The sequence below is a fragment of the Phascolarctobacterium sp. genome (assembly GCF_045124115.1).
In the GTDB taxonomy this organism is placed as follows: domain Bacteria; phylum Bacillota; class Negativicutes; order Acidaminococcales; family Acidaminococcaceae; genus Phascolarctobacterium_A.
Genome location: NZ_JBGVLF010000047.1, coordinates 78,954 through 98,425 on the forward strand (window position 1 = coordinate 78,954; position 19,472 = coordinate 98,425).

General features: G+C 47.2%; 16 protein-coding genes and 1 tRNA gene. 11 read left to right on the top strand and 6 right to left on the bottom strand.

Annotated features, from left to right (window positions below):
* Window positions 1-107: 107 nt before the first annotated feature.
* From ACJMM4_RS07210 to ACJMM4_RS07225, 4 genes are all read right to left on the bottom strand, one after another.
* Window positions 108-1,055 carry a dipeptidase gene (locus ACJMM4_RS07210; RefSeq protein WP_405378163.1) on the bottom strand — a complete coding sequence of 316 codons (948 nt, stop codon included), beginning with the start codon at window positions 1,053-1,055 and terminating at the stop codon, window positions 108-110.
* Window positions 1,056-1,168: 113 nt separating this feature from the next.
* On the bottom strand, window positions 1,169-2,539 hold the full coding sequence (dcuC, locus tag ACJMM4_RS07215) for a C4-dicarboxylate transporter DcuC (protein ID WP_405383765.1): 1,371 nt from the start codon (window positions 2,537-2,539) through the stop codon (window positions 1,169-1,171).
* Window positions 2,540-2,701: 162 nt separating this feature from the next.
* Window positions 2,702-3,700 carry a sirohydrochlorin cobaltochelatase gene (locus ACJMM4_RS07220; protein ID WP_405383767.1) on the bottom strand — a complete coding sequence of 333 codons (999 nt, stop codon included), beginning with the start codon at window positions 3,698-3,700 and terminating at the stop codon, window positions 2,702-2,704.
* Between the two features lie 132 nt (window positions 3,701-3,832).
* The gene (locus ACJMM4_RS07225) at window positions 3,833-4,195 is read right to left on the bottom strand and encodes a metal-dependent transcriptional regulator (protein WP_405383769.1); all 363 of its coding nucleotides are present in this window, start codon (window positions 4,193-4,195) and stop codon (window positions 3,833-3,835) included.
* Between the two features lie 106 nt (window positions 4,196-4,301).
* Between ACJMM4_RS07225 and ACJMM4_RS07230 the strand changes: the two genes are divergently transcribed.
* The 11 genes from ACJMM4_RS07230 to ACJMM4_RS07280 all read left to right on the top strand — a co-directional run bounded on the left by ACJMM4_RS07230 (window position 4,302) and on the right by ACJMM4_RS07280 (window position 17,498).
* On the top strand, window positions 4,302-5,381 hold the full coding sequence (locus tag ACJMM4_RS07230) for an FkbM family methyltransferase (protein ID WP_405383771.1): 1,080 nt from the start codon (window positions 4,302-4,304) through the stop codon (window positions 5,379-5,381).
* A gap of 107 nt (window positions 5,382-5,488) precedes the next feature.
* Window positions 5,489-5,563: transfer RNA gene (locus tag ACJMM4_RS07235), tRNA-Gly, on the top strand.
* A 178-nt stretch (window positions 5,564-5,741) separates the two neighbouring features.
* Window positions 5,742-7,025 carry a trigger factor gene (gene tig / locus ACJMM4_RS07240; RefSeq protein ID WP_405378153.1) on the top strand — a complete coding sequence of 428 codons (1,284 nt, stop codon included), beginning with the start codon at window positions 5,742-5,744 and terminating at the stop codon, window positions 7,023-7,025.
* Window positions 7,026-7,061: 36 nt separating this feature from the next.
* Entirely contained in the window at window positions 7,062-7,655 is a 594-nt protein-coding gene (clpP, locus tag ACJMM4_RS07245; RefSeq protein ID WP_405378151.1) for an ATP-dependent Clp endopeptidase proteolytic subunit ClpP, read from the top strand.
* 21 nt (window positions 7,656-7,676) lie between these two features.
* Window positions 7,677-8,930, top strand: a complete 1,254-nt coding sequence (gene clpX / locus ACJMM4_RS07250; protein WP_405378149.1) for an ATP-dependent Clp protease ATP-binding subunit ClpX — start codon at window positions 7,677-7,679, stop codon at window positions 8,928-8,930.
* A 58-nt stretch (window positions 8,931-8,988) separates the two neighbouring features.
* On the top strand, window positions 8,989-11,331 hold the full coding sequence (gene lon, locus ACJMM4_RS07255) for an endopeptidase La (RefSeq protein WP_405378147.1): 2,343 nt from the start codon (window positions 8,989-8,991) through the stop codon (window positions 11,329-11,331).
* 1 nt (window position 11,332) lies between these two features.
* Complete coding sequence (yihA, locus tag ACJMM4_RS07260; protein ID WP_405383773.1) at window positions 11,333-11,989, top strand: ribosome biogenesis GTP-binding protein YihA/YsxC; 657 nt, start codon at window positions 11,333-11,335, stop codon at window positions 11,987-11,989.
* Between the two features lie 60 nt (window positions 11,990-12,049).
* The gene (locus tag ACJMM4_RS07265) at window positions 12,050-13,084 is read left to right on the top strand and encodes an AbrB family transcriptional regulator (RefSeq protein ID WP_405383775.1); all 1,035 of its coding nucleotides are present in this window, start codon (window positions 12,050-12,052) and stop codon (window positions 13,082-13,084) included.
* 8 nt (window positions 13,085-13,092) lie between these two features.
* On the top strand, window positions 13,093-14,409 hold the full coding sequence (locus tag ACJMM4_RS07270; protein WP_405383777.1) for a hypothetical protein: 1,317 nt from the start codon (window positions 13,093-13,095) through the stop codon (window positions 14,407-14,409).
* Between the two features lie 370 nt (window positions 14,410-14,779).
* The gene (locus ACJMM4_RS07275) at window positions 14,780-16,036 is read left to right on the top strand and encodes an amidohydrolase (RefSeq protein ID WP_405383779.1); all 1,257 of its coding nucleotides are present in this window, start codon (window positions 14,780-14,782) and stop codon (window positions 16,034-16,036) included.
* 19 nt (window positions 16,037-16,055) lie between these two features.
* Window positions 16,056-17,498: an MFS transporter gene (locus ACJMM4_RS07280; RefSeq protein ID WP_405383781.1), complete on the top strand. Its 1,443-nt coding sequence runs from the start codon at window positions 16,056-16,058 to the stop codon at window positions 17,496-17,498.
* A gap of 138 nt (window positions 17,499-17,636) precedes the next feature.
* Here the strand turns inward: ACJMM4_RS07280 and ACJMM4_RS07285 are convergent, their stop codons facing one another.
* Both ACJMM4_RS07285 and ACJMM4_RS07290 read right to left on the bottom strand, forming a co-directional pair.
* Complete coding sequence (locus ACJMM4_RS07285; RefSeq protein ID WP_405380909.1) at window positions 17,637-18,671, bottom strand: threonine aldolase family protein; 1,035 nt, start codon at window positions 18,669-18,671, stop codon at window positions 17,637-17,639.
* Between the two features lie 91 nt (window positions 18,672-18,762).
* Complete coding sequence (locus tag ACJMM4_RS07290) at window positions 18,763-19,407, bottom strand: DedA family protein (RefSeq protein WP_405380911.1); 645 nt, start codon at window positions 19,405-19,407, stop codon at window positions 18,763-18,765.
* Window positions 19,408-19,472 lie beyond the last annotated feature (65 nt).

Below are 19,472 nucleotides of genomic sequence, written 5' to 3' on the forward strand. Positions count from 1 at the left end.
CTTCCTTTCACGTGTTCTATTTTACCAAATTGCAAGGAAAAATCAACGGCAAAACAGGCTAATTTACATAGTTAACAAAAATATTACGATTCAAGGTATGCCGTGGCTTACAGCACTTTCTGTAGCAGGTTCAGCACGTTTTGATGAGTGATTTTTTCGATGGTGCTGTCGCTGTATTTGGTGGCGAGGAAGTCGACCAACGGCTTGTAGTCCTGTACGCCTTGAATGTTGTAGGGAGGATGGCTGATGCCGTCGAAATCGCTGCCGAAGCCCACATGGTCATCATTGCCCATTAGGTTGAGCATGTGGTCGATGTGGCGGTATACGCTTTCGATGCAGGCGTCGTTATAATCGTTTTCCAAGAACTGGCCTGCGAAGGTGATGCCTACTAAGCCGTCATTAGCATTAATTGCCAAAAGCTGTTTGTCATCTAAATTGCGGGGATGGGGGCACAATGCTTTGGCGTTGGAATGGGTAGCGATAATGGGCTTGGTGCTGGTTTCGATTACATCCCAGAAACCTGCAGGCGCCATGTGGGAAACGTCCACCAGCATACCCAGTTTGTTCATCTCTGCTACGACTTGACGGCCGAAAACAGTAAGACCGCCGCCGCTACATTCTTCGTTGACACCGTCGGCAATATCGTTGCGGTTGCTCCATACTAAGGTCATAGCGCGTACGCCTAGTTCGTAGAGGCAGCGCAGTGCTTCCAAGCTGCCGTCGATGGCGCCGCCTTCTTCAATAGCCAGCAGGGTAGCTGCTTTGTGGTTTAAAGCGTCGGCAGCATCAGCTGCAGTGCGAATTTGCAGCACATCCAAGCCTGCTGCCTGCATCTTTTTGGTTTCTTGCAGGTATTTGTCCAACAGCTTCAGAGTATAGCGCAGACCGCCGCCGTAGCGGTACTCCGGGGTGGGTACGAAGATGGCGCAGAACTGCAGACCGCCGCCTAAAGCCATCAAGCGCTTCATATCAAGATGTTGGTCGTTGCTATATAAATCAGTACCTTTTTTATATAATTCTGTCAGTGTATCACAGTGGCAATCACAAATATACATAGTTATGGGTCCCTCCAATAAAATAAACTACTTAAATAATACTCTTTTTTGCGATGTTAGTAAAGTAAAAACGGCAGCCGCACAGAGCAGCTGCCGTAATTTTTTTCGATTGATTAATAACCGGTGTAGTAGAAGAAGAAGGTCATACCGATGGTTACAATCATAGCGCCTATCATGGGGATGAAGGTGCGTTTAACCAGATCGAAGGAGCTTACGCCGCCCATACCGGAGGAAACAACGATTACTGCGGTAATAGGGGAGCAGTTACGCATGATGGATGCTGCAAAGTGCATAGGCAGCAGCATCAGTACGGGGTGCAGACCGGTTGCGGCTGCAACTGCAGGAGTCAGTGCTGCGAAGGCGAAGAAGGGAGCGTTACCGCTGCCCATAACTACAGCGGAGCAACCGATGATGGCAACCATTACCAGCATCATAGCCATAGGACCGAAGCCCAAGCCTTTAGAGCCTTCAATCATAGCGTTGATGGTGCCCATGCACAGCAAGCCTTTAGCGAATACTTGACCTGCCAAGATCAGGGTGATTACGTTTGCCATCTGCATGCCCAAACCATCGAAGAAAGCTTGAATATCAGCAAAGACTTTTTTGCCATCGCGCCAGCGGATGTATTCACAGCATACGCCTACGAACAGGCCGATGAACATAGCCATAACGATATTCATTTTAATGGTGGTGATCCACAGAGAGCTGAAGCTCAGGATCAAAGCCAAGGGGATAACGGGCAGGATTGCGTAGAACAATGGCGCGTTATCGGATTCGTCCTGCACTCTTTCTACTTCCATGGGTTTTACTACATGGCCGTCGCGTTTATCCATGTATTTTTGAGTCAGGTAGTGGAGCACGCCTACTACTACGAAAGCAACAGCAACGATGGGTACTTGGTAATGGCTCCAGTAGAATACAGGGTCAACGCCTGCGGTTTCTGCGGAAAGAATGGTACCGGTGTCACTGGGGCTCCAGTCGAAGCACAAGGTGGTGGCAACAGCTGCAGTAGCGGACAGACGGCTAACGCCCAAACCAATCAGAATGGGGAACATAGTAACCATCAGCAGCATTGCCAGACCGGAAGCACTGTTGATGCACAAGCCAATCAGCATACCTACAATCCAGGTACCGGACATAACAAGATAGGGGGATTTAAGTGCTAAAAGCGGTTTGATGGTCAAGCGAACCAGAGAACGGGAAGCACCGATTTTGTCCATATACTTGGCAAACGCGCCTACGGACATAATGTTCAAGCCCAGCTTGCCGGCGGTGGAGCTGAGGGTTGCACGCATAAATTCAAATGCGTCAAAGAAAACGGAACCGGTGGAAACTTTAGCTCCCAAAATTTGGCCGATGCCCAAAACAGCAGCCAGCCACATCATAACCATGCCGCCCATAAAGAGCACAGGTTGGGGTTTGTACTTTTTGTAGATTAAATAGCCTACCCAAAAAGTTACAAGAGCAGAGATAACAACACCCATTGGCAAATTCCTCCTCACTATATTTCGTATACACAATGGTTTTATAATTATAGCATATAAGTATACTTTAACGCAATAAAAAGCCGTGCTTCCCATGTGTATACATGCTGGCACGGCTGTCTTTTTAAATATTAAATTTATTGTTGGGTTTTATTTTTTGCTCTATTTTGCTTGCAATGCATCCCAAGCTTGTTCTGCCTTATCTACAAAGAGCTTTTGCACAGCAGGGTTTTCACCTAAGCCGTGAACGTAAGCGGAAACCTTGAAGCCTTCTTTTTCCAGAATGGATTTGAAGGAGTCAGGTTCGTCGCCTGCCATATCGTTGTTAGCGTGGTCGCCTGCAACCATCATTAAGGGCATCAAGGTAACGTTTTTAATGCCTTTAGCTTTGAGCTTGGGAATAACGGTTTCCAGATGGGGCCAGCCTTCTACGGAGAAGATGAGGACATTGTCATGACCCATTTCCTCCAAACGGTCCTGCATTACTGCATAGTAAGCGTTAGCAGGATGGGGAGTGCCGTGAGCCATTACCAAAACAGCATCCTTTTTGCCCAGCTTGGGGAATTGGGTGGAAAGAGCTTCCATGGTAGCGGTGATGTCGTCTGCTTGGCCTTCTTGACCTTGCCAGTACATCAGCGGAGTGCTGAAGGTAGCTTTTTTGAAATTGTTTTTATAGCTTTGGTAAACTGCGTTCTTATAATCATATTCCATACCGGGGATGATGTCCAGGCTTGCCATTGCTACACGGCTGTAGCCTTCTGCCTTCAGTTGGGCAAGAGCTTCCTCCGGAGTAGGATAGGTGATGCCTTCTTTAGCTTTAATGCGGTCGATGATAATGTGGGAAGTAAAGGCGGTTACTACCTTTACACCGGGATGGTTGGCTTTAATAGCATTAATGGTAGCATCAATGGTTTTGGCACGGGTGTCAGTAAAAGTGGTGCCGAAGCTCATTACCAAAATAGCATCTTTGTCCGGGAGAGCTGCTAAAGCAGGGTTTTCGTTAGTTTTGAGACCGATTTCGGTAGCAGCAAGCAGCGCCGGTGTAGCTGTAGTTACTTCGTCGCTTAATTTATAACCAGCGGAGGCAGTGGCGCCAACGCCCAGTAACAAGGTGAGAGTGAGAGATGCAAGCAGAACTTTTTTCAGAGATTTAAACTTCATGAATAGCACTCCTTTACAATATAAGATATACTTAGATTATAACACACTCAAATAGAGTGTCAAGCGTATTAATAACTATTACTATTATGTCAAAAGAAAAGCCATCCCGTAGGATGGCTGGGTTTCAAAGGGTTATTTCAGTAGTTTTTTGATGCCTTTAAAGGTCTCGTCGCTGATAATATGCTCGATACGGCAAGCATCTTTTTCTGCAATTTCCAAATCAACCTTTAAAATTTTGTGGATGAATTGCGTCAGGGTGGTGTGGCGTTCATAGATAGCGTTGGCTTTTTTCAAGCCTTCTTTAGTCAGGTGGATAGAGCCGTCAGGATCCATGATGATATAATCTTCCTTTTTAAGGATGCTCATGGCGCGGCTGACGCTGGCTTTAGTGAAACCCATGGCTTCCGCAATATCTATGGAACGGACACTGCCGTTTTTCTGCATAAGGACGAGGATTGTTTCTAGATAGTTTTCACCGGATTCTAGTAAGGACATAATGGGACCTCCCAATTTACTAAGATATTAATATTTTATCATATTTCTATAGGCTAGTATAGTGTATAATATGTAGATATAGATAATCATAGAACGGAGGAGCATAATGTTGGACTTTATGATAGAAAAGCAAAGCGTGTGGGAAAATTTAAAGAGCACGGCGAAGCCCATCGTGCTGTATGGCATGGGCAATGGTGCTGATAAAATACTGGATTGGTGCGAAGCAAATGGTGTGTGCGTACGGGGGGTTTTTGCCAGCGATGAGTTTGTGCGCGGGCAGCAGTTCCGCGGCTTTACGGTAGAACGCTATGCTGCCGTTAAGGAGCGTTTGGGGCAGGAACTTTTGGTGGTCATCGCCTTTGCCAGCGAACTGCCTGAAGTTTTGGCACGGTTTCAAGAACTGGCGAAGGAGCAGGAAGTGGTAGCGCCCCACCTGCCTTTGTTCGACGAAGAAGAAACAGTGAGTCTTGCGTGGTTGGCGAAATATGAAACGCAGCTGCAGCAGGTGTATGATAAATTGGCGGACGACTGGTCCCGCAAAGTTTTTGCCTGCACTTTGAATTACAAGCTGAGTGGGAAGATTAGCTATCTTTTTGCTTGCGAAACCCAAAGGGAGCAGGATATTGCGGAGCTGATTAAGCCCGCGTCTGACGAAGTGTATATGGATTTGGGTGCATATAACGGCGATACTATCCAAGAGTTGGGGCGTTTGACCAATTGGCAGTGGCGACGGGTGATTGCAGTGGAGCCCGATAGGCGCAACTGCCGCAAACTGCGTGCTTTGGTGGAGAGTGCTGAAAACTGGCAGGCACCTGTAGCAATACATGAAGCGGGTATTTGGGATGAGAAAACTACTCTTAGCTTTAGCGACAGCGGCGGCAGGCAGAGCACATTTATCGGCGCAGTGAAGCGTGAGGTGCCTGTAACGACCATTGATAAGCTGGCGGAGGAATGTAAACCTACCTATATCAAGTTTGATGTGGAGGGGGCGGAGGTGCGCGCTATTGCCGGAGGCAGGCGCACTATTGCGGAATGTGCGCCGAAGCTTTTTATGGCGGCGTATCATTACGATGTGGATTTGTTCCGCTTGCCTTTGCTTTTGTGGGAGCTGGTGCCTGATTATAAAATTTATTTGCGTAAGCATCCTTATGTGCCTGCGTGGGAGTTGAATTTTATTTGTGTGTAGAGAGGAGCAACCCCCTATGCAAAACTTTTTCAAAAAAATCTAAAAAACTTTCAAAAAAGGTGTTGACAAATATACTGATATGCCTTATAATCATACTCGTTGCTGATGCGGAAATAGCTCAGTGGTAGAGCACCTCCTTGCCAAGGAGGGGGTCGCGAGTTCGAATCTCGTTTTCCGCTCCATTTAAAAAATTGCCCTGCAGACCGCGTCTGCAGGGTTTTTTAGTATTGTCAAGACGCGTCGCTTGTGATATGATATTATGAGCGATTTATGTCGGCTTGTGCGTGGCGCACAGGGCTTGACGACCTAATCCGATTATATTATTTTTTACCCACATAAATTTAAGGGAGGATTTTATTAATGAACGTTACTGTTGAAAGAGTAGAAAATGAGGCAACTTTAAAAATTACCGCTCCGGCTGCTGTTGTAGATGCTGGTTTCAAAAAAGCTGTTACCAAAATTGCTAACAGCGTAAACATCCCCGGCTTCCGTAAAGGTAAAGCTCCCCGTGCTATCATCGAAATGCACTATGGCAAAGATGCTGTAAAACAAGAAGCTTTTGAAGAAGTTTCCAACAAACTGTACAGCGAAGCTCTGGAACAAGAAAAACTGATCCCTGTTGAAGATCCGAAACTGGAATCTTCCACCTTCGAAGAAGGCAAAGACATGGAAATGACCATTAAAGTTACCGTTAAACCGGAACCCGAACTGGGCGAATACAAAGGCCTCCATGTAGACAAAGAAGAAGCAGTTGTAACCGACGAAGACGTTGAAGCACAAATGAAAGAACTGTGCAACCGTAACGCTAAAATGGTAGCTGCTGAAGAAGGCCACGTAATCGAAAAAGGCGACTTCGCTATTATCGACTTCGCAGGCACTGTTGGCGGCGAACCCTTCTCCGGTGGTGAAGGCAAAGGCTATCCCCTGGAAGTAGGCTCCAACTCCTTCATCCCTGGCTTTGAAGATCAACTGGTTGGTCTGTCCAAAGGCGACGCTACCGATGTAGAAGTTACTTTCCCCGAAGAATACTTCGTTAAAGAACTGGCTGGTAAAGAAGCCGTATTCAAAGTTAACATCCAAGACGTTAAAATTAAAGAACTGCCTGAACTGACCGACGAATACGTTGCAGCTAACAGCGATTTCAAAACCGTTGAAGAACTGCGCGCTAACTACAAAGAACGCATGCAAGCAGCTGCTGAAGAAAATGCTAAAAACGCTTACGAGCATGCCCTGATCGACATGGCTGTAGCTAACGCTAAATTCACCGTTCCTGCTATCATGATCGAAGACCGCATCAGCCAAATGGTTGAAGAAATGAAAATGAGCCTGGAAAGCCGCAAAATGTCTCTGGATATGTACATGCAATACACCGGCATGGACATGGCTAAGATCCGCGAAAACCAACGCCCTGTAGCTGAAGAAAACGTTAAGACCGACCTGGTTCTGGACGCTATCGCTAAAGCTGAAAACATTCAAGTTGACATGGCTGACGTTGATGCAGAAATCGCTGCAATCGCTGGCCAACACGGCGCTTCCGTTGACGAAGTTAAGAAAATCATTAAAACCAATGGCACCATGGGCCTGCTGCTGGCTAACATCCTGCGCCGCAAAGCTGCTCATGTAGTAATCGACACCGCAAAATAATTTTGCCCGGCTTTTACAGTAAAGGGGTGTGACAAAATGAACTATGTGCCTATCGTTGTTGAACAATCCAGCCGTGGAGAACGTTCCTATGATATTTATTCCCGTCTGTTAAAAGACAGGATCGTCTTCGTGACCGGGCCTATTGATGACAATATGGCAAATGTTGTCATTGCTCAATTATTGTTCCTGGAGTCCGAAGATCCTGATAAGGATATCCATCTGTACATAAATAGCCCCGGTGGCAGTGTAAGCGCCGGCATGGCTATTTATGATACTATGCAATATATTAAACCCGATGTTTCCACCATCTGCATGGGTATGGCAGCCAGCATGGCCAGCGTTCTGCTTGCGGCAGGCGCTCCCGGCAAGCGTTTCGCTCTGCCTTACTCCAGAGTGATGATCCACCAACCTTTGGGCGGTGCCCAAGGCCAGGCAACGGAAATCGAAATCCACGCTAGGGAAATACTGCGCATCCGCGAGGAAATGAACCAAGTGCTGTCCAAGCATACCGGTCAACCTGTGGAGAAGATTGCCGCTGATACCGAGCGCGATCATTACCTGACCAGCAGGGAAGCAAAGGAATACGGCCTGATTGACGAGGTCGTTACCCGCAGCAAATCTGTGGAATAAGGTACCAAGGAGATTTACAACATGAATTTTGACGATGGTCAAGGCAAGGAGCTGTGCTGTTCCTTCTGCGGTAAACGCGAAGGCCAGGTACGCAGACTTATTGCCGGACGCGGCGTGTATATCTGCGACGAGTGTATCGAATTCTGCAAAGATATGCTTGACGAGGATAACGAGCAAGCTGCCGCAACTACAGTTGCAGAGGCTGGTGACCTGCCCCGTCCTAAAGAAATCAAGGCTATTCTTGATGAATACGTAATCGGTCAGGACGAAGCTAAGAAGACTTTGTCCGTGGCTGTTTACAATCACTATAAACGCATTAACTACGAGCTGCAGAACCCGCAGGACAAACGTGATGTGGAACTGCAAAAGTCCAACATCCTGATGCTGGGTCCAACCGGCAGCGGCAAAACCCTGCTGGCGCAAACTTTAGCAAAGATTCTGCAAGTGCCTTTTGCCATGGCTGACGCTACTACCTTAACGGAAGCAGGCTATGTAGGCGAGGACGTAGAAAACATCCTCCTGAAGCTCATCAGCAATGCAGATTATGATATAGAATCTGCCCAACGCGGCATTATCTATATCGATGAGATTGATAAGATTTCCCGTAAATCCGAAAACGTTTCTATTACCCGTGACGTTTCCGGTGAAGGTGTACAGCAAGCCCTGCTGAAAATTTTAGAGGGCACTGTGGCTAGCGTGCCTCCCAAGGGTGGGCGCAAGCATCCCCATCAGGAATTTATCAATATCGATACAACCAATATTCTCTTTATCTGCGGTGGCGCTTTTGCCGGTCTGGAGCATATTATCAACGCCCGCGTTGGTAAGAAGAATCTGGGCTTTGGCGCCGATATCCGTAAAAAAGAGGAAATCAATACCAGCGAAGCGTTTAGCAAGGTATTGCCTGAGGATATTATGAAGTTTGGCATTATCCCTGAATTTGCAGGTCGTTTGCCGGTTATGGTAACTCTGGAATCCTTGGATAAAGCAGCTTTGGTTAAGATTTTGACCGAGCCTCGCAATGCCCTTGTAAAGCAGTACCAGCGCTTTTTGGAAATGGACGGCGTGGAGCTGGAATTCGAGACCGGTGCTTTGGAAGCAATTGCGGAAGAGGCTCTCAAACGCAATGCCGGTGCCCGCGGTCTGCGAGCAATTATTGAGTCCATTATGCGCAATGTAATGTATGATGTTCCTTCCCGTGATGATGTAAAGAAATGCATTATTACCGAAGCCACTGTCCGCGAGCATTGTGAACCGCAGCTTATTGTGGAAGAATAAAACCATTAGGGGGAAGGTGCACGCCTTCTCCCTTATTTTATCGTAAAGGAGGGATTGGATGCCTGAGACAATGATTAGCAACGATAACCTGATAACAAAACCATTACTGCCTTTACGGGGTCTACTGCTTTTGCCCGGAATGCTGGTAAATGTGGATGTAGGCCGCGATAAATCCATGGCAGCAGTCAACGCGGTCTTGGAAACTGATAAAATGCTGTTGGTAGCTGCCCAAAAGGACGCTTCCATGGCGGAAGTTGGTACTGATGACTTATACGCGTGGGGCGTACTGTGCGAGATTAAGCAACAAGTGCAGCTGCCCAGCGGTGCTATGCGTATTTTGGTGGAAGGTAAGGAACGTGTCCATATTAGCGATGTGACGGAAGTACACCAAAATGATAGCGACTTTTTTGTAGGCCAAGGCACCATTGAGCCCAGTATTGCAGGGGATATGACGGAAGCAGAGGCGTTGCGCCGATTGCTGTTGGAATCCTTTGAAAAATGGGTGCTGCTGTCTAAAAAAATCAACGTAGAAGTGGTGCAGGCTTTTAAGTCCCAACCGGATACCGGCCGTGTGGCTGATATGATTACTGGTTATCTGCCTGTTTCCTTGGAAGAAAAGGAAAAGGTGCTGGAGACCTTGGAAGTCAATGTTCGTCTGCGCTATCTCTACGAGCTGCTGACCCGTGAACAGGAAATCGCCGATGTGGCGAAGAGTATTTCCCAACAGGTTCATGAACAGGTAGAGCAGAACCAAAAAGAATATTATCTCCGTGAGCAGATTAAAGCGATTAGCAAAGAATTAGGCGAAGCAGAAGACGTACAAAGCGAAATTGCTGAATACAAACGCCAAGTAGCAGAATTGGATATGCCTGAAGATGTGGCGACCAAGCTGAACAAGGAGTTTGCCCGTCTCTTAAAGATGCCTCCTATGACTCCCGAAGGCGCTGTAATCCGCAGCTATATTGATGCGCTGCTTAGCCTGCCTTGGGGCAAGTATACGGAAGATAATTTTGATATGAATAAAGCCCAAGCAACTTTGGACGCCGACCATTACGGTTTGAAGAAGGTTAAAGAGCGTATTCTTGAATATTTGGCAGTACGCGCTTTGGCTCCTCATGCCCATGGTCCCATCCTCTGCTTGGTTGGTCCTCCCGGCGTGGGCAAAACAAGTTTGGCTTTTAGCATTGCTAAAGCTATTGACCGTAAGTTTACCCGTGTATCTTTGGGCGGTATTCGCGATGAAGCGGAAATTCGCGGCCATCGCCGTACCTATATCGGCTCCATGCCCGGTCGTATTATCCATGGTATGCAGACTGCAGGCTGCATGAACCCTGTCTTCCTTTTGGACGAGGTTGATAAAATGGCAGCCGATTTCCGAGGCGATCCTGCTTCCGCATTACTGGAAGTGTTGGACCCGGAACAAAACCACGCTTTTAGCGACCACTTTATTGAGTTTCCCTTTGATTTGTCCCATGTATTCTGGATTGTAACTGCCAACACTGTAGAAACTATTCCTCCTGCCTTGTTGGACCGTATGGAAATTATTCAGCTTTCCAGCTATACGGACGAAGAAAAAGTAAAAATTGCCCAACTACATCTGCTCCCCAAGGAGTTGAAACAAAACGGCTTGGATAAATACAAAGTATCCTTTAGTGAGAAGGCAATCCGTCGCATTATTCACGATTATACTCGTGAAGCAGGCGTGCGTAATTTAGAGCGCAAGCTGGCAGCAGTATGCCGCAAGATTGCTTATAAGATCGTTAAAGGCAAGGGCAAGGGTGCCCAAGTTACAGGTAAAAATTTGGAAAGCTTCCTTGGCAAAGTCCTCTTTATGGATGACGATATCAGCTTGGAGCCTGCAGTAGGTACCTGCAATGGTTTGGCGTGGACCAGCGTAGGCGGTGAACTGCTGAAGGTAGAAGTGCTGACTTTCAAAGGCAAAGGTGGCTTGACTTTGACCGGCCAACTGGGCGATGTCATGAAGGAAAGTGCGCAAGCAGGCTATACCTACATCCGCAGTCGTGCCAAAGCTTTGGGGATTGCGGAAGACTTTGGCGAGAAGAACGATATCCATATTCACTTGCCGGAAGGCGCAGTGCCTAAGGACGGTCCGTCTGCAGGCGTAACTATGGTTACCGCTATGGTTTCTGCATTGACAGGGCGCAAGGTGCGCGGCAAGTTGGCAATGACCGGTGAAATCACTCTCTCCGGCAAAGTATGGCCTGTAGGCGGCATCAAGGAAAAAATGCTGGCTGCCTACCGCTACGGCGTTAAGACTGTACTGTTGCCTGAGCGCAATATGCAGGATTTAGAGGATCTGCCGGACAATGTACGTAAAGAAATGGAGTTTATTCCCGTCCGTCATTTGGACGATGTGCTGAAGATAGCCTTGGAGGATTAACATGAACAAAGGAACCTGGGATATTATCCGTGCCAAATACGTGGCTTCCGCAGTACGTGCCGACCAGTACCCTGCGGATAAGATGATTGAGGCTGCTTTTATCGGCCGCAGTAATGTGGGGAAATCTTCTTTGATCAATTCCCTGTGCCGTCGCAACGGTTTAGCACGTGTCAGCGCTACTCCTGGTAAAACCCAAACCATCAACTTCTACGAATTAGAAGCTAAACGTGCCAGCGAAGGCTTGGACGAGCGCGCACGTTTTTATTTGGTGGATTTGCCCGGTTACGGCTTCGCCCGTACCAATAAGAGCAACAAGGAGCAATGGTCCGGCTTTATCAGCAAGTATCTGTCCGGTAGTGAAAATTTGGCGCTGGTGTGCCAATTGATCGATATCCGCCACAAGCCTTTGGAAAGCGATTTGGAATGTTTCCGTTGGCTGAAGCAATGCGGGCTCAACGTACAAGTTATCTTGACTAAGAGCGATAAGCTGAGCAAGAATGCAGCTATGAGCCAAAAGGCGCTGTTCAAAAGGGAAATGGGCCTGAAAGAGCACGAAATTATGACCTATACTTCCTCCGCTCACACTAATCGCGGTGAACTTATTAGCCGTATTATGCAGGCTTTGGGTGCGGACCACGCTGAGGTGGAAGAGGAGTAAGACTTCTGATTTAAAGAACTATTGATATTTTTCCTGTTGGGGGATAAGGAGGGGGAGCCTATGCTGTTGAATCGTATACTATTGTTTATCATGGCTCTGTGCTTAGGCAATATTTTAGTGCGTCTGCACCTTCCTATTCCCTTTCTGCTGGGAGGTTTGCTCACAGGCGTCCTCTGCAAAACTTTTGCTAGGCGCAAGGCTGTTTCGTGGCCGAAACAGTGGCGTGAATACGCTTTGATGATAGCAGGCTACGGCATCGGCTCTACCTTTACAGGAGATACTTGGAATCGTTTTTTAGAAGAACTGTTGGGGGTAACGGAAGCCACCGTAGTTATTCTTGGTGCAAGTATGCTTCTTGCCTTCATTACAGCTAAAATTTCTCAGGAAAATTTGAAAAGCTGTATTATGGGGATGCTGCCGGGTGGCATGACTTTGACCATGCTGCTGGCGGAAGAAGACAAGGACGTTAACCCTAACGTGGTAGTAGTAATGCAGGTGCTGCGCCTGCTTAGCGTAGTCGTTACGGTACCGTTTTTAGTAATTTGGCTGTTGGATGCTAAAGTGATCAGCAACAGTATTACCATGCCTAACCATGGGGGCGTGCACTGGTTGGTGTTCATCCCTTTGGCAGTGCTGGGCTGCTTTATTGCAGGCAAGGTGCATCTACCCACACCGCGGCTTTTGGGGCCTATTTTGGCAACGGCTGCCTTTGCTGTTTATAGCAACGGTGTGCAGCCCGTGCCTGCTTATTTGATGGCTCCTGCCCAAGTAAGCATCGGTCTTTATATGGGGATGCAGCTGGAAGCGGAACGGATTTGGGCTACACGGAAGATGGTGCCCTTTATCATGGTGGGTACTGCTTTCTTAATCGTGGTGAGCATTGGCATGAGCTACGTTCTTAGTGCCCGCTACGGCTTTAGTCTGATTACCGCTTTTTTAGCTATGGCGCCAGGTGGTATTGCAGAAATGTGTTTGGCAGGCATGAGTATGCAGGAAAATGTTTCGGTTATATTAACATATCAATTGGTGCGGGTGCTGGCAATTAATTTGTGCATTCCGCCACTGTTAAATTTGATGTTTGGGAAGAAAGGGTAAGGATTAAGATGAGATATCGTATTGGTATTATCGGTTTTGCTTCGTCAGTAGATAGAATTATGGACGTAAGCGTGGACTACAGCACTGATGTGCAGTTTATTCCTTTTCCTTTCCAAAGCGAGCAGGAAATGCCGGAGATTCTGCAAAAGGCAAGGCATAAAGTGGATGGATGGCTGTTTTCCGGCCCCATGCCCTACGAGCTGGCGAAGCCCTATCTGCAGAACGATTACACAGCGGATTACTGCCCTACTTTGGGCGCAGGCTTGTATCGCACCATTATCCAGATTATGGCAAGGTTAATAACTTCCGTTCCTCGCGTATCTATTGATATGTATAAGGGAATGCTGGATATTGAAAGCGTTATTGGGGAGATGGGGATTAACTTCCCTGAAATCCACATTAAATATTTTGAAGATATTGGCTCGGAGATGGTGGAGCAGGTAGCACGTTTCCATCAGCAACTGTGGCTGCAGGGGAAGATTGATTACGCTATTACTGCAGTAGCAGGCGTGCGTAACTGTTTGGAAGAAATGGGCGTACCGGTAATGTACCTGACACTGACTAAGCAGGAGATTGCCCAAGGCTTGAAGTTGCTTTCTGAAAAAATCAAAACCAATTATTTTAGAACTTCTCAAGTTGGTACTGTCGTAATTTCTATTTCCGATTATGCCAAGCTGGTAGCAAAGAACCAATATGCTTCCACCATGCAGATGCTGGATTGGAAGTTGAAGGGGATTCTGCTACCTTTGTCCGCCACGTTGAACGGCTATTTGATTGATAAGGGCAGTGGCCGTTATGTTATCTTTAGCTCCCGTGGCGTAGTAGAAAATTACGTACAGGCTATCCAAGAAGCATTGGCGCAGATGAATGTAGCCATTAATTTCGTGGTGCCCATCCATATCGGCATTGGTTACGGCGAAACTGTAGCTCAAGCGGAGTTCAACGCACAGAAGGCGCTTTTGGCTTATGCTGAAAGAAAACAGGCAGGTCTGGTTATTATTGAACATAACGGCAAAATGGTAGAGTTGGACGAAAGCGGTTCCCATTTGGAATACGATTATTTTTCCGATGATCCGCAGGTTGTGGCACAATTGCATCAAGCTGCGGTCAGCGTCAAAACTTTTCGCAAGTTGGTAGCTGCAGTAAACTCCTTTAGCAGTGACCGTTTTACAGTGGCACAGATGGCTGCTAAGCTGGCTGTCAGCGAGCAAAATATCCGGCGCATTCTTGGTTCTCTCGCCGGTGTAGAACTTGTGCACGTAGTGGGCGAGGAACTGTCCGCTAATCGCGGCAGACCAGGCAAAATTTATAAATTGAATATCTAAGAGAAACTGTAAGGACTGTGAGTTGTCCTCGCAATGGCATATCACCGCTCACGTGGGATTTTTTAACGCTTGCTTCGTGCAGAATCACAGCGAAGATTCGCGGCCGATCTTGTTCGAAAAACAAGATACTATATGGTTCGCTTCACTTCGGTGATTCTAAGCACTCGCAAGCTAAAATTCCAATGATTCGCTTGTGATATACCATTGCTTGGACGGACAGTCCTATTTCTTTTTTTTTATTAAAGAAATATTAAAAAAACACTTGCCAAAATAAAAAGAGTAGTGTATAATTCAGATTAAGGAAACAGTTTCTTTAATGTTGTTATAAAAGTTATTACTTACATTTATGAGAAGGAGTTGATTTTTTACAATGGCATTCGTTGATGTAGTAAATCCCGCAATTGTAGAAGTAATCCCTAAAGTCGAAGCAATTTACAAAGAACTGCACATGGCACCGGAATTGTCCATGCAAGAGTTCAATACTGCTGCTAAGGTTGCAGCTTATCTGCGTAATATCGGCGTAGAGGTAACGGAAAAAGTTGGCGTAACCGGCGTAGTTGCGCAAATCAAAAATGGTGAAGGCCCCGTAATTATGCTGCGTGCCGACATGGACGGCTTGCCCATGAAAGAAGACACCGGCGTCGACTACGCATGCACTGCTACTACCGTAGATAAAAGCGGTAAAACTGTGCCTTTGGCTCACGCTTGCGGCCACGATATGCACATCACCTGGCTGCTGGGCGCTTTGACTGTAATGAACGCTAGCAAGAATGCTTGGAAGGGTACTGTAATCGGTATCTTCCAACCCGGTGAAGAAATTGCTGCAGGTTCCAAAGCTATGTTGGCAGATGGTCTTATGGACCGTTTCCCCAAACCGGATATTATCTTAGGTCAACATTTGGTACAGGGCATGGCAGGTACTTGCTCCTACAGAGCAGGACAAATCCTCACTGCCGGCGACAGCATGAAAGTAACTTTTTATGGCAAAGGCGGCCACGGCGGTATGCCTAACAACGCCATCGACCCCATTATTATGGCTGCTTCCGCAGTAATGCGCCTGCAAGCTGTAGTTGCTCGTGAAGTTCCTCCCCAAACCCAAGCTGTTATTACCGTAGGCGAGTTCCACGCAGGCACTGCTGAAAACATCATCCCTGATGAAGCATATATCAAACTCAACATCCGTACTACCGACGAAGAAGTACGCGAACATGTTCTGGCTGCTGTAAAACGCGTTTGTGATGCTGAGGCTGCCGCTTCCAACGCACCGAAAATGCCCAGCTATGAACCTATCAATGATTTCCCCCTGACTGTTAATGATAAAGAAGCAACCATGAAGATTGCTGAGGCCTTTGCGGAACATTTTGGTCAAGAAAACGTTACCGAATGTCCTCCTGCAGGCGCTAGCGAAGACTTCAGCCGTTATGGACGTGCGTGGAATGTACCTTATGTGTATTGGTTCGTGGGCGGTACTGCACCGGAAAAATATGCTAAGGCTGTGGCTGAAGGCACTGTGGCAACTCTGCCCGGTCCTCACTCTCCTTTCTGGGCACCCGTACTGCATCCCACCATTGAACACGGTATCAAAACTATGCTGATTGCCGCAGGCTTGTGGCTGATCAAGAAATAATCGAAAGGCGGATTTTATCATGAGTAACAACACTGCTACCCAATACCAAGGCAATGATAAACTGCTGTTGGGCATTGTCCTTGGCGTAATTACCTTCTGGCTGTTTGCACAAACCACTTTAAATATTGCTCCTACCATGAGCGCTGAACTGGGCATCGAAGCAACTTGGATGAACATTGCCGTTTCTATCACCGCACTGTTCTCCGGTATCTTCATCGTAGTAATGGGCGGCTTGGGCGACCGTATCGGCCGTGTAAAAGTAACTCTGTTGGGCGTAATCCTCAACGCTGTTGGCTCTCTGTTGATTGTGCTTTCCCCTGCTGATACTGTTACCTTCCTGATGGCAGGTCGTATTATCCAAGGCCTATCTGCTGCCTGCATCATGCCTTCTACCTTGGCGCTACTCAAAGCCTACTATGATGGCGTAGCACGTCAAAGAGCTGTAAGCTTCTGGTCCATCGGTTCTTGGGGCGGCAGCGGTCTGTGCTCCCTCTTTGGCGGCTACATGGCTTCCAACTTTGGTTGGCGCTACATCTTCTGGATTTCCATTGCCATCTCCATTGTAAGCTTCCTGTTGATTTATGGCACTCCCGAATCCAAAGTTGAAGATGACGGCAAGAAGAAAGGCTTTGACTGGTCCGGTCTGATCACTTTCATGATTGCTTTGGTATCTTTGAACGTAGTAGTAGGCCAAGGCTCTAAACTTGGTTGGACTAATCCCCTTATTATGGGCTTGGCAGGCGTATTTGCGGTAGCCTTTGCTGCCTTCTACAAAATCGAAAACTCTAAAGATAACGCTTTCGTAAACTTCAAAATCTTTAACAATAAAACTTATTCCGGTGCAACCCTGTCCAACTTCCTGCTGAACGGTGCTGCAGGTACCTTGTTGGTATCCTTGTCCTTAGTACAACATGCTTCCGGCATGAGCGCTTTCGAAGCAGGTATGCTGACTATCGGTTACTTGGTAGCAATTTTGGCAACCATACGCGTAGGCGAAAAACTGTTGCAACGTTGGGGCGCACGCAAGCCCATGATCATCGGCTGCTCCATTACTGCAACCGGTATCCTGCTGCTCTCCATGAGCTTCCTCTATGAATGGCAATACATTATTGCTGCGGTTATCGGCTATACTCTCTTTGGTATCGGCTTAGGCTTCTATGCAACTCCGTCCACCGATGCTGCCCTGTCCAACGTTCCCGAAGACCAAGTTGGCGCTGCTGCAGGTATCTACAAAATGGCTTCTTCTTTGGGTGCTGCCTTTGGCGTAGCAATTTCCGCTGCTCTGTACACCGGTCTGATGCACGTATCCAATGTACCCATGGCTTGGCTGTTCGTTGGCCGTGCTGATAACGTAGCTATCCGTTATGCTGCTGCCATTGCCCTCTTGTTCAACGTTTTCATGACTTTGGTAGCAATTGTCTCCATCATGAGCACTGTTCCCAAACACAAAGCTGAAAAATAATCCTTCTTAAAAATCACAAATCTTCAAACCTTCCTCCATAAATGTAAAAGATAAAAACAGAAACGCCCTTCGCCTATGGCTAGCAACGAATCCATAGGAAGAAGGGCGTTTTACGTTATAATTTTTTGCGGGAGCTGATTACAGTTCGTTAATCATAGCGATGAGTTTATCCACCTGCTCATCTAGAGTTGCCCAGCTGGTGCAGATACGCACGCTGTAGTTGCCGTCGGGCAGGTAGGCAATGTGGCTTAGGGCGAATTCTTCGCTGAGCTTGGCAAATTGCTCCGGCGTCATAATTACAAATTGCTGGTTGGTGGGAGAGTCGGTGACGAATTTAAAGCCTTTAGCTAGTAGGGCATCGCGAATCTTTAGAGCCTGCAAAGTAGCTTTAGCGCAGATCTTGGTGTAGAGTCCGTCAGTAAAGGCTGCACCGAATTGCACGCCTAAAAGACGGCCTTTGGCTAAAATAGAACCGCATTGCTTAGCGATGGTGCGGAAATCAGGCTTGAGTGCATCGTTTAGAATTACTACTGCTTCGCCAAAGAGCAGGCCGCATTTTGTACCACCGATGTAGAATACGTCGCAGTTGGCAGCAAGTTCTGCTGGGGTAATATCGTTATCAGGAGCGCCTAAAGCGTAGCCTAAACGGGCACCGTCAATGAACAGATATAAGCCTGCTTCCTTACATACAGCGTAAAGTTCTTCCAGTTCGCGTTTGCTGTACATGCTGCCGATTTCCGTAGGCTGGGAGATGTAGACCATTTTGGGTTGCGCCCAATGCTCGCGGGCAGGGTCTGTGTCATATTTAAGCCATTCTGCTTTGATTTGGGCTGCAGTCAGCTTACCGTCTTCCGTAGGCAAGGGCAGAACACGATGGCCCACATGCTCGATGGCACCTGCTTCGTGGGTGTTGATATGGCTGGCGTCCGTGCCGAATACGGCTTGGTGGGGACGCAAAGCAGCGCAGATAACGGTTAGATTAGTTTGGGTACCGCCTACTAAAAAGTGTACATCCGCATTAGGACAGCCAAAGTATTCTTTGATTTTGGCACGGGCGTCGTCGCAGTAAGGGTCTAAACCGTAGCCGTCGGTTTGGTCCATATTAGTAGCAACCAAACGCTCTAAAATGGCAGGATGGCAGCCTTCGGTGTAATCGCTGTTAAATCTGTACATGAGGATTCCTCCTAATACTTATTTGTTATTAAAATACCATGGGAGAAGCAGACGTAACTGCTACACCCATGGTTTAATTTTTTATGTGCAATTATTCCCTGTGGAAAAGTTTTTTGCCAACCAGCTCCCACAGGACGGGCAGGACGGAGAAAATTACGATGCCCAAAGTTACTAAAGTAAAGTTTTGTTTAATTACAGGAATGTTGCCAAAGAAGTAACCACCGCCAACAAAGAGGAACACCCACACTACAGCGCCGACAACATTGTAATGTGCGAAAGTCATGTAGTGCATTTTGCCCACGCCTGCCACAAAGGGGGCAAAGGTGCGGACAATGGGCACGAAACGTGCCAAGAAAATAGCTTTGTGACCATGTTTGGCGTAGAAGTTGCTGGCTTTGTCCACGTGCTCCTTCTTGATAATCTTGGAGTTGATCATGCGCATACCCAGCGTTTCGCCAATCATATAGTTGCACGCATCGCCGAGAATGGACGATACAAGGAAAATAACCGTGATGATTTTGATGTCCATGCCGTCGGGAGCAGTGGCTGCCAAAGCGCCGCAGGCAAAGAGCAGGGAGTCGCCGGGGAGAAAGGGGGTTACAACCAGGCCTGTCTCGCAGAAAACTACTAAGAAAAGAATAGCGTAGATAAAATGACCATAAGCTGCCATGATCTCAGGCAAATGCTTATCCAAATGAAGCACCAGGTCTATAAAGTACATTGCATATTGTTCCATAAAATTTTTAGCCTCCGTTTTTATGTATAGAAGTATTTTAGCAGAAAAAACTTGCTTTGTCATAA

Excerpts from the sequence above, each read along its gene's own strand:
- ACJMM4_RS07210 (WP_405378163.1), bottom strand. The coding sequence starts at position 1,055 with ATGTATATTTGTGATTGCCACTGTGATACACTGACAGAATTATATAAA.
- dcuC (WP_405383765.1), bottom strand. The coding sequence starts at position 2,539 with ATGGGTGTTGTTATCTCTGCTCTTGTAACTTTTTGGGTAGGCTATTTA.
- ACJMM4_RS07220 (WP_405383767.1), bottom strand. The coding sequence starts at position 3,700 with ATGAAGTTTAAATCTCTGAAAAAAGTTCTGCTTGCATCTCTCACTCTC.
- ACJMM4_RS07225 (WP_405383769.1), bottom strand. The coding sequence starts at position 4,195 with ATGTCCTTACTAGAATCCGGTGAAAACTATCTAGAAACAATCCTCGTC.
- ACJMM4_RS07230 (WP_405383771.1), top strand. The coding sequence starts at position 4,302 with ATGTTGGACTTTATGATAGAAAAGCAAAGCGTGTGGGAAAATTTAAAG.
- tig (WP_405378153.1), top strand. The coding sequence starts at position 5,742 with ATGAACGTTACTGTTGAAAGAGTAGAAAATGAGGCAACTTTAAAAATT.
- clpP (WP_405378151.1), top strand. The coding sequence starts at position 7,062 with ATGAACTATGTGCCTATCGTTGTTGAACAATCCAGCCGTGGAGAACGT.
- clpX (WP_405378149.1), top strand. The coding sequence starts at position 7,677 with ATGAATTTTGACGATGGTCAAGGCAAGGAGCTGTGCTGTTCCTTCTGC.
- lon (WP_405378147.1), top strand. The coding sequence starts at position 8,989 with ATGCCTGAGACAATGATTAGCAACGATAACCTGATAACAAAACCATTA.
- yihA (WP_405383773.1), top strand. The coding sequence starts at position 11,333 with ATGAACAAAGGAACCTGGGATATTATCCGTGCCAAATACGTGGCTTCC.
- ACJMM4_RS07265 (WP_405383775.1), top strand. The coding sequence starts at position 12,050 with ATGCTGTTGAATCGTATACTATTGTTTATCATGGCTCTGTGCTTAGGC.
- ACJMM4_RS07270 (WP_405383777.1), top strand. The coding sequence starts at position 13,093 with ATGAGATATCGTATTGGTATTATCGGTTTTGCTTCGTCAGTAGATAGA.
- ACJMM4_RS07275 (WP_405383779.1), top strand. The coding sequence starts at position 14,780 with ATGGCATTCGTTGATGTAGTAAATCCCGCAATTGTAGAAGTAATCCCT.
- ACJMM4_RS07280 (WP_405383781.1), top strand. The coding sequence starts at position 16,056 with ATGAGTAACAACACTGCTACCCAATACCAAGGCAATGATAAACTGCTG.
- ACJMM4_RS07285 (WP_405380909.1), bottom strand. The coding sequence starts at position 18,671 with ATGTACAGATTTAACAGCGATTACACCGAAGGCTGCCATCCTGCCATT.
- ACJMM4_RS07290 (WP_405380911.1), bottom strand. The coding sequence starts at position 19,407 with ATGGAACAATATGCAATGTACTTTATAGACCTGGTGCTTCATTTGGAT.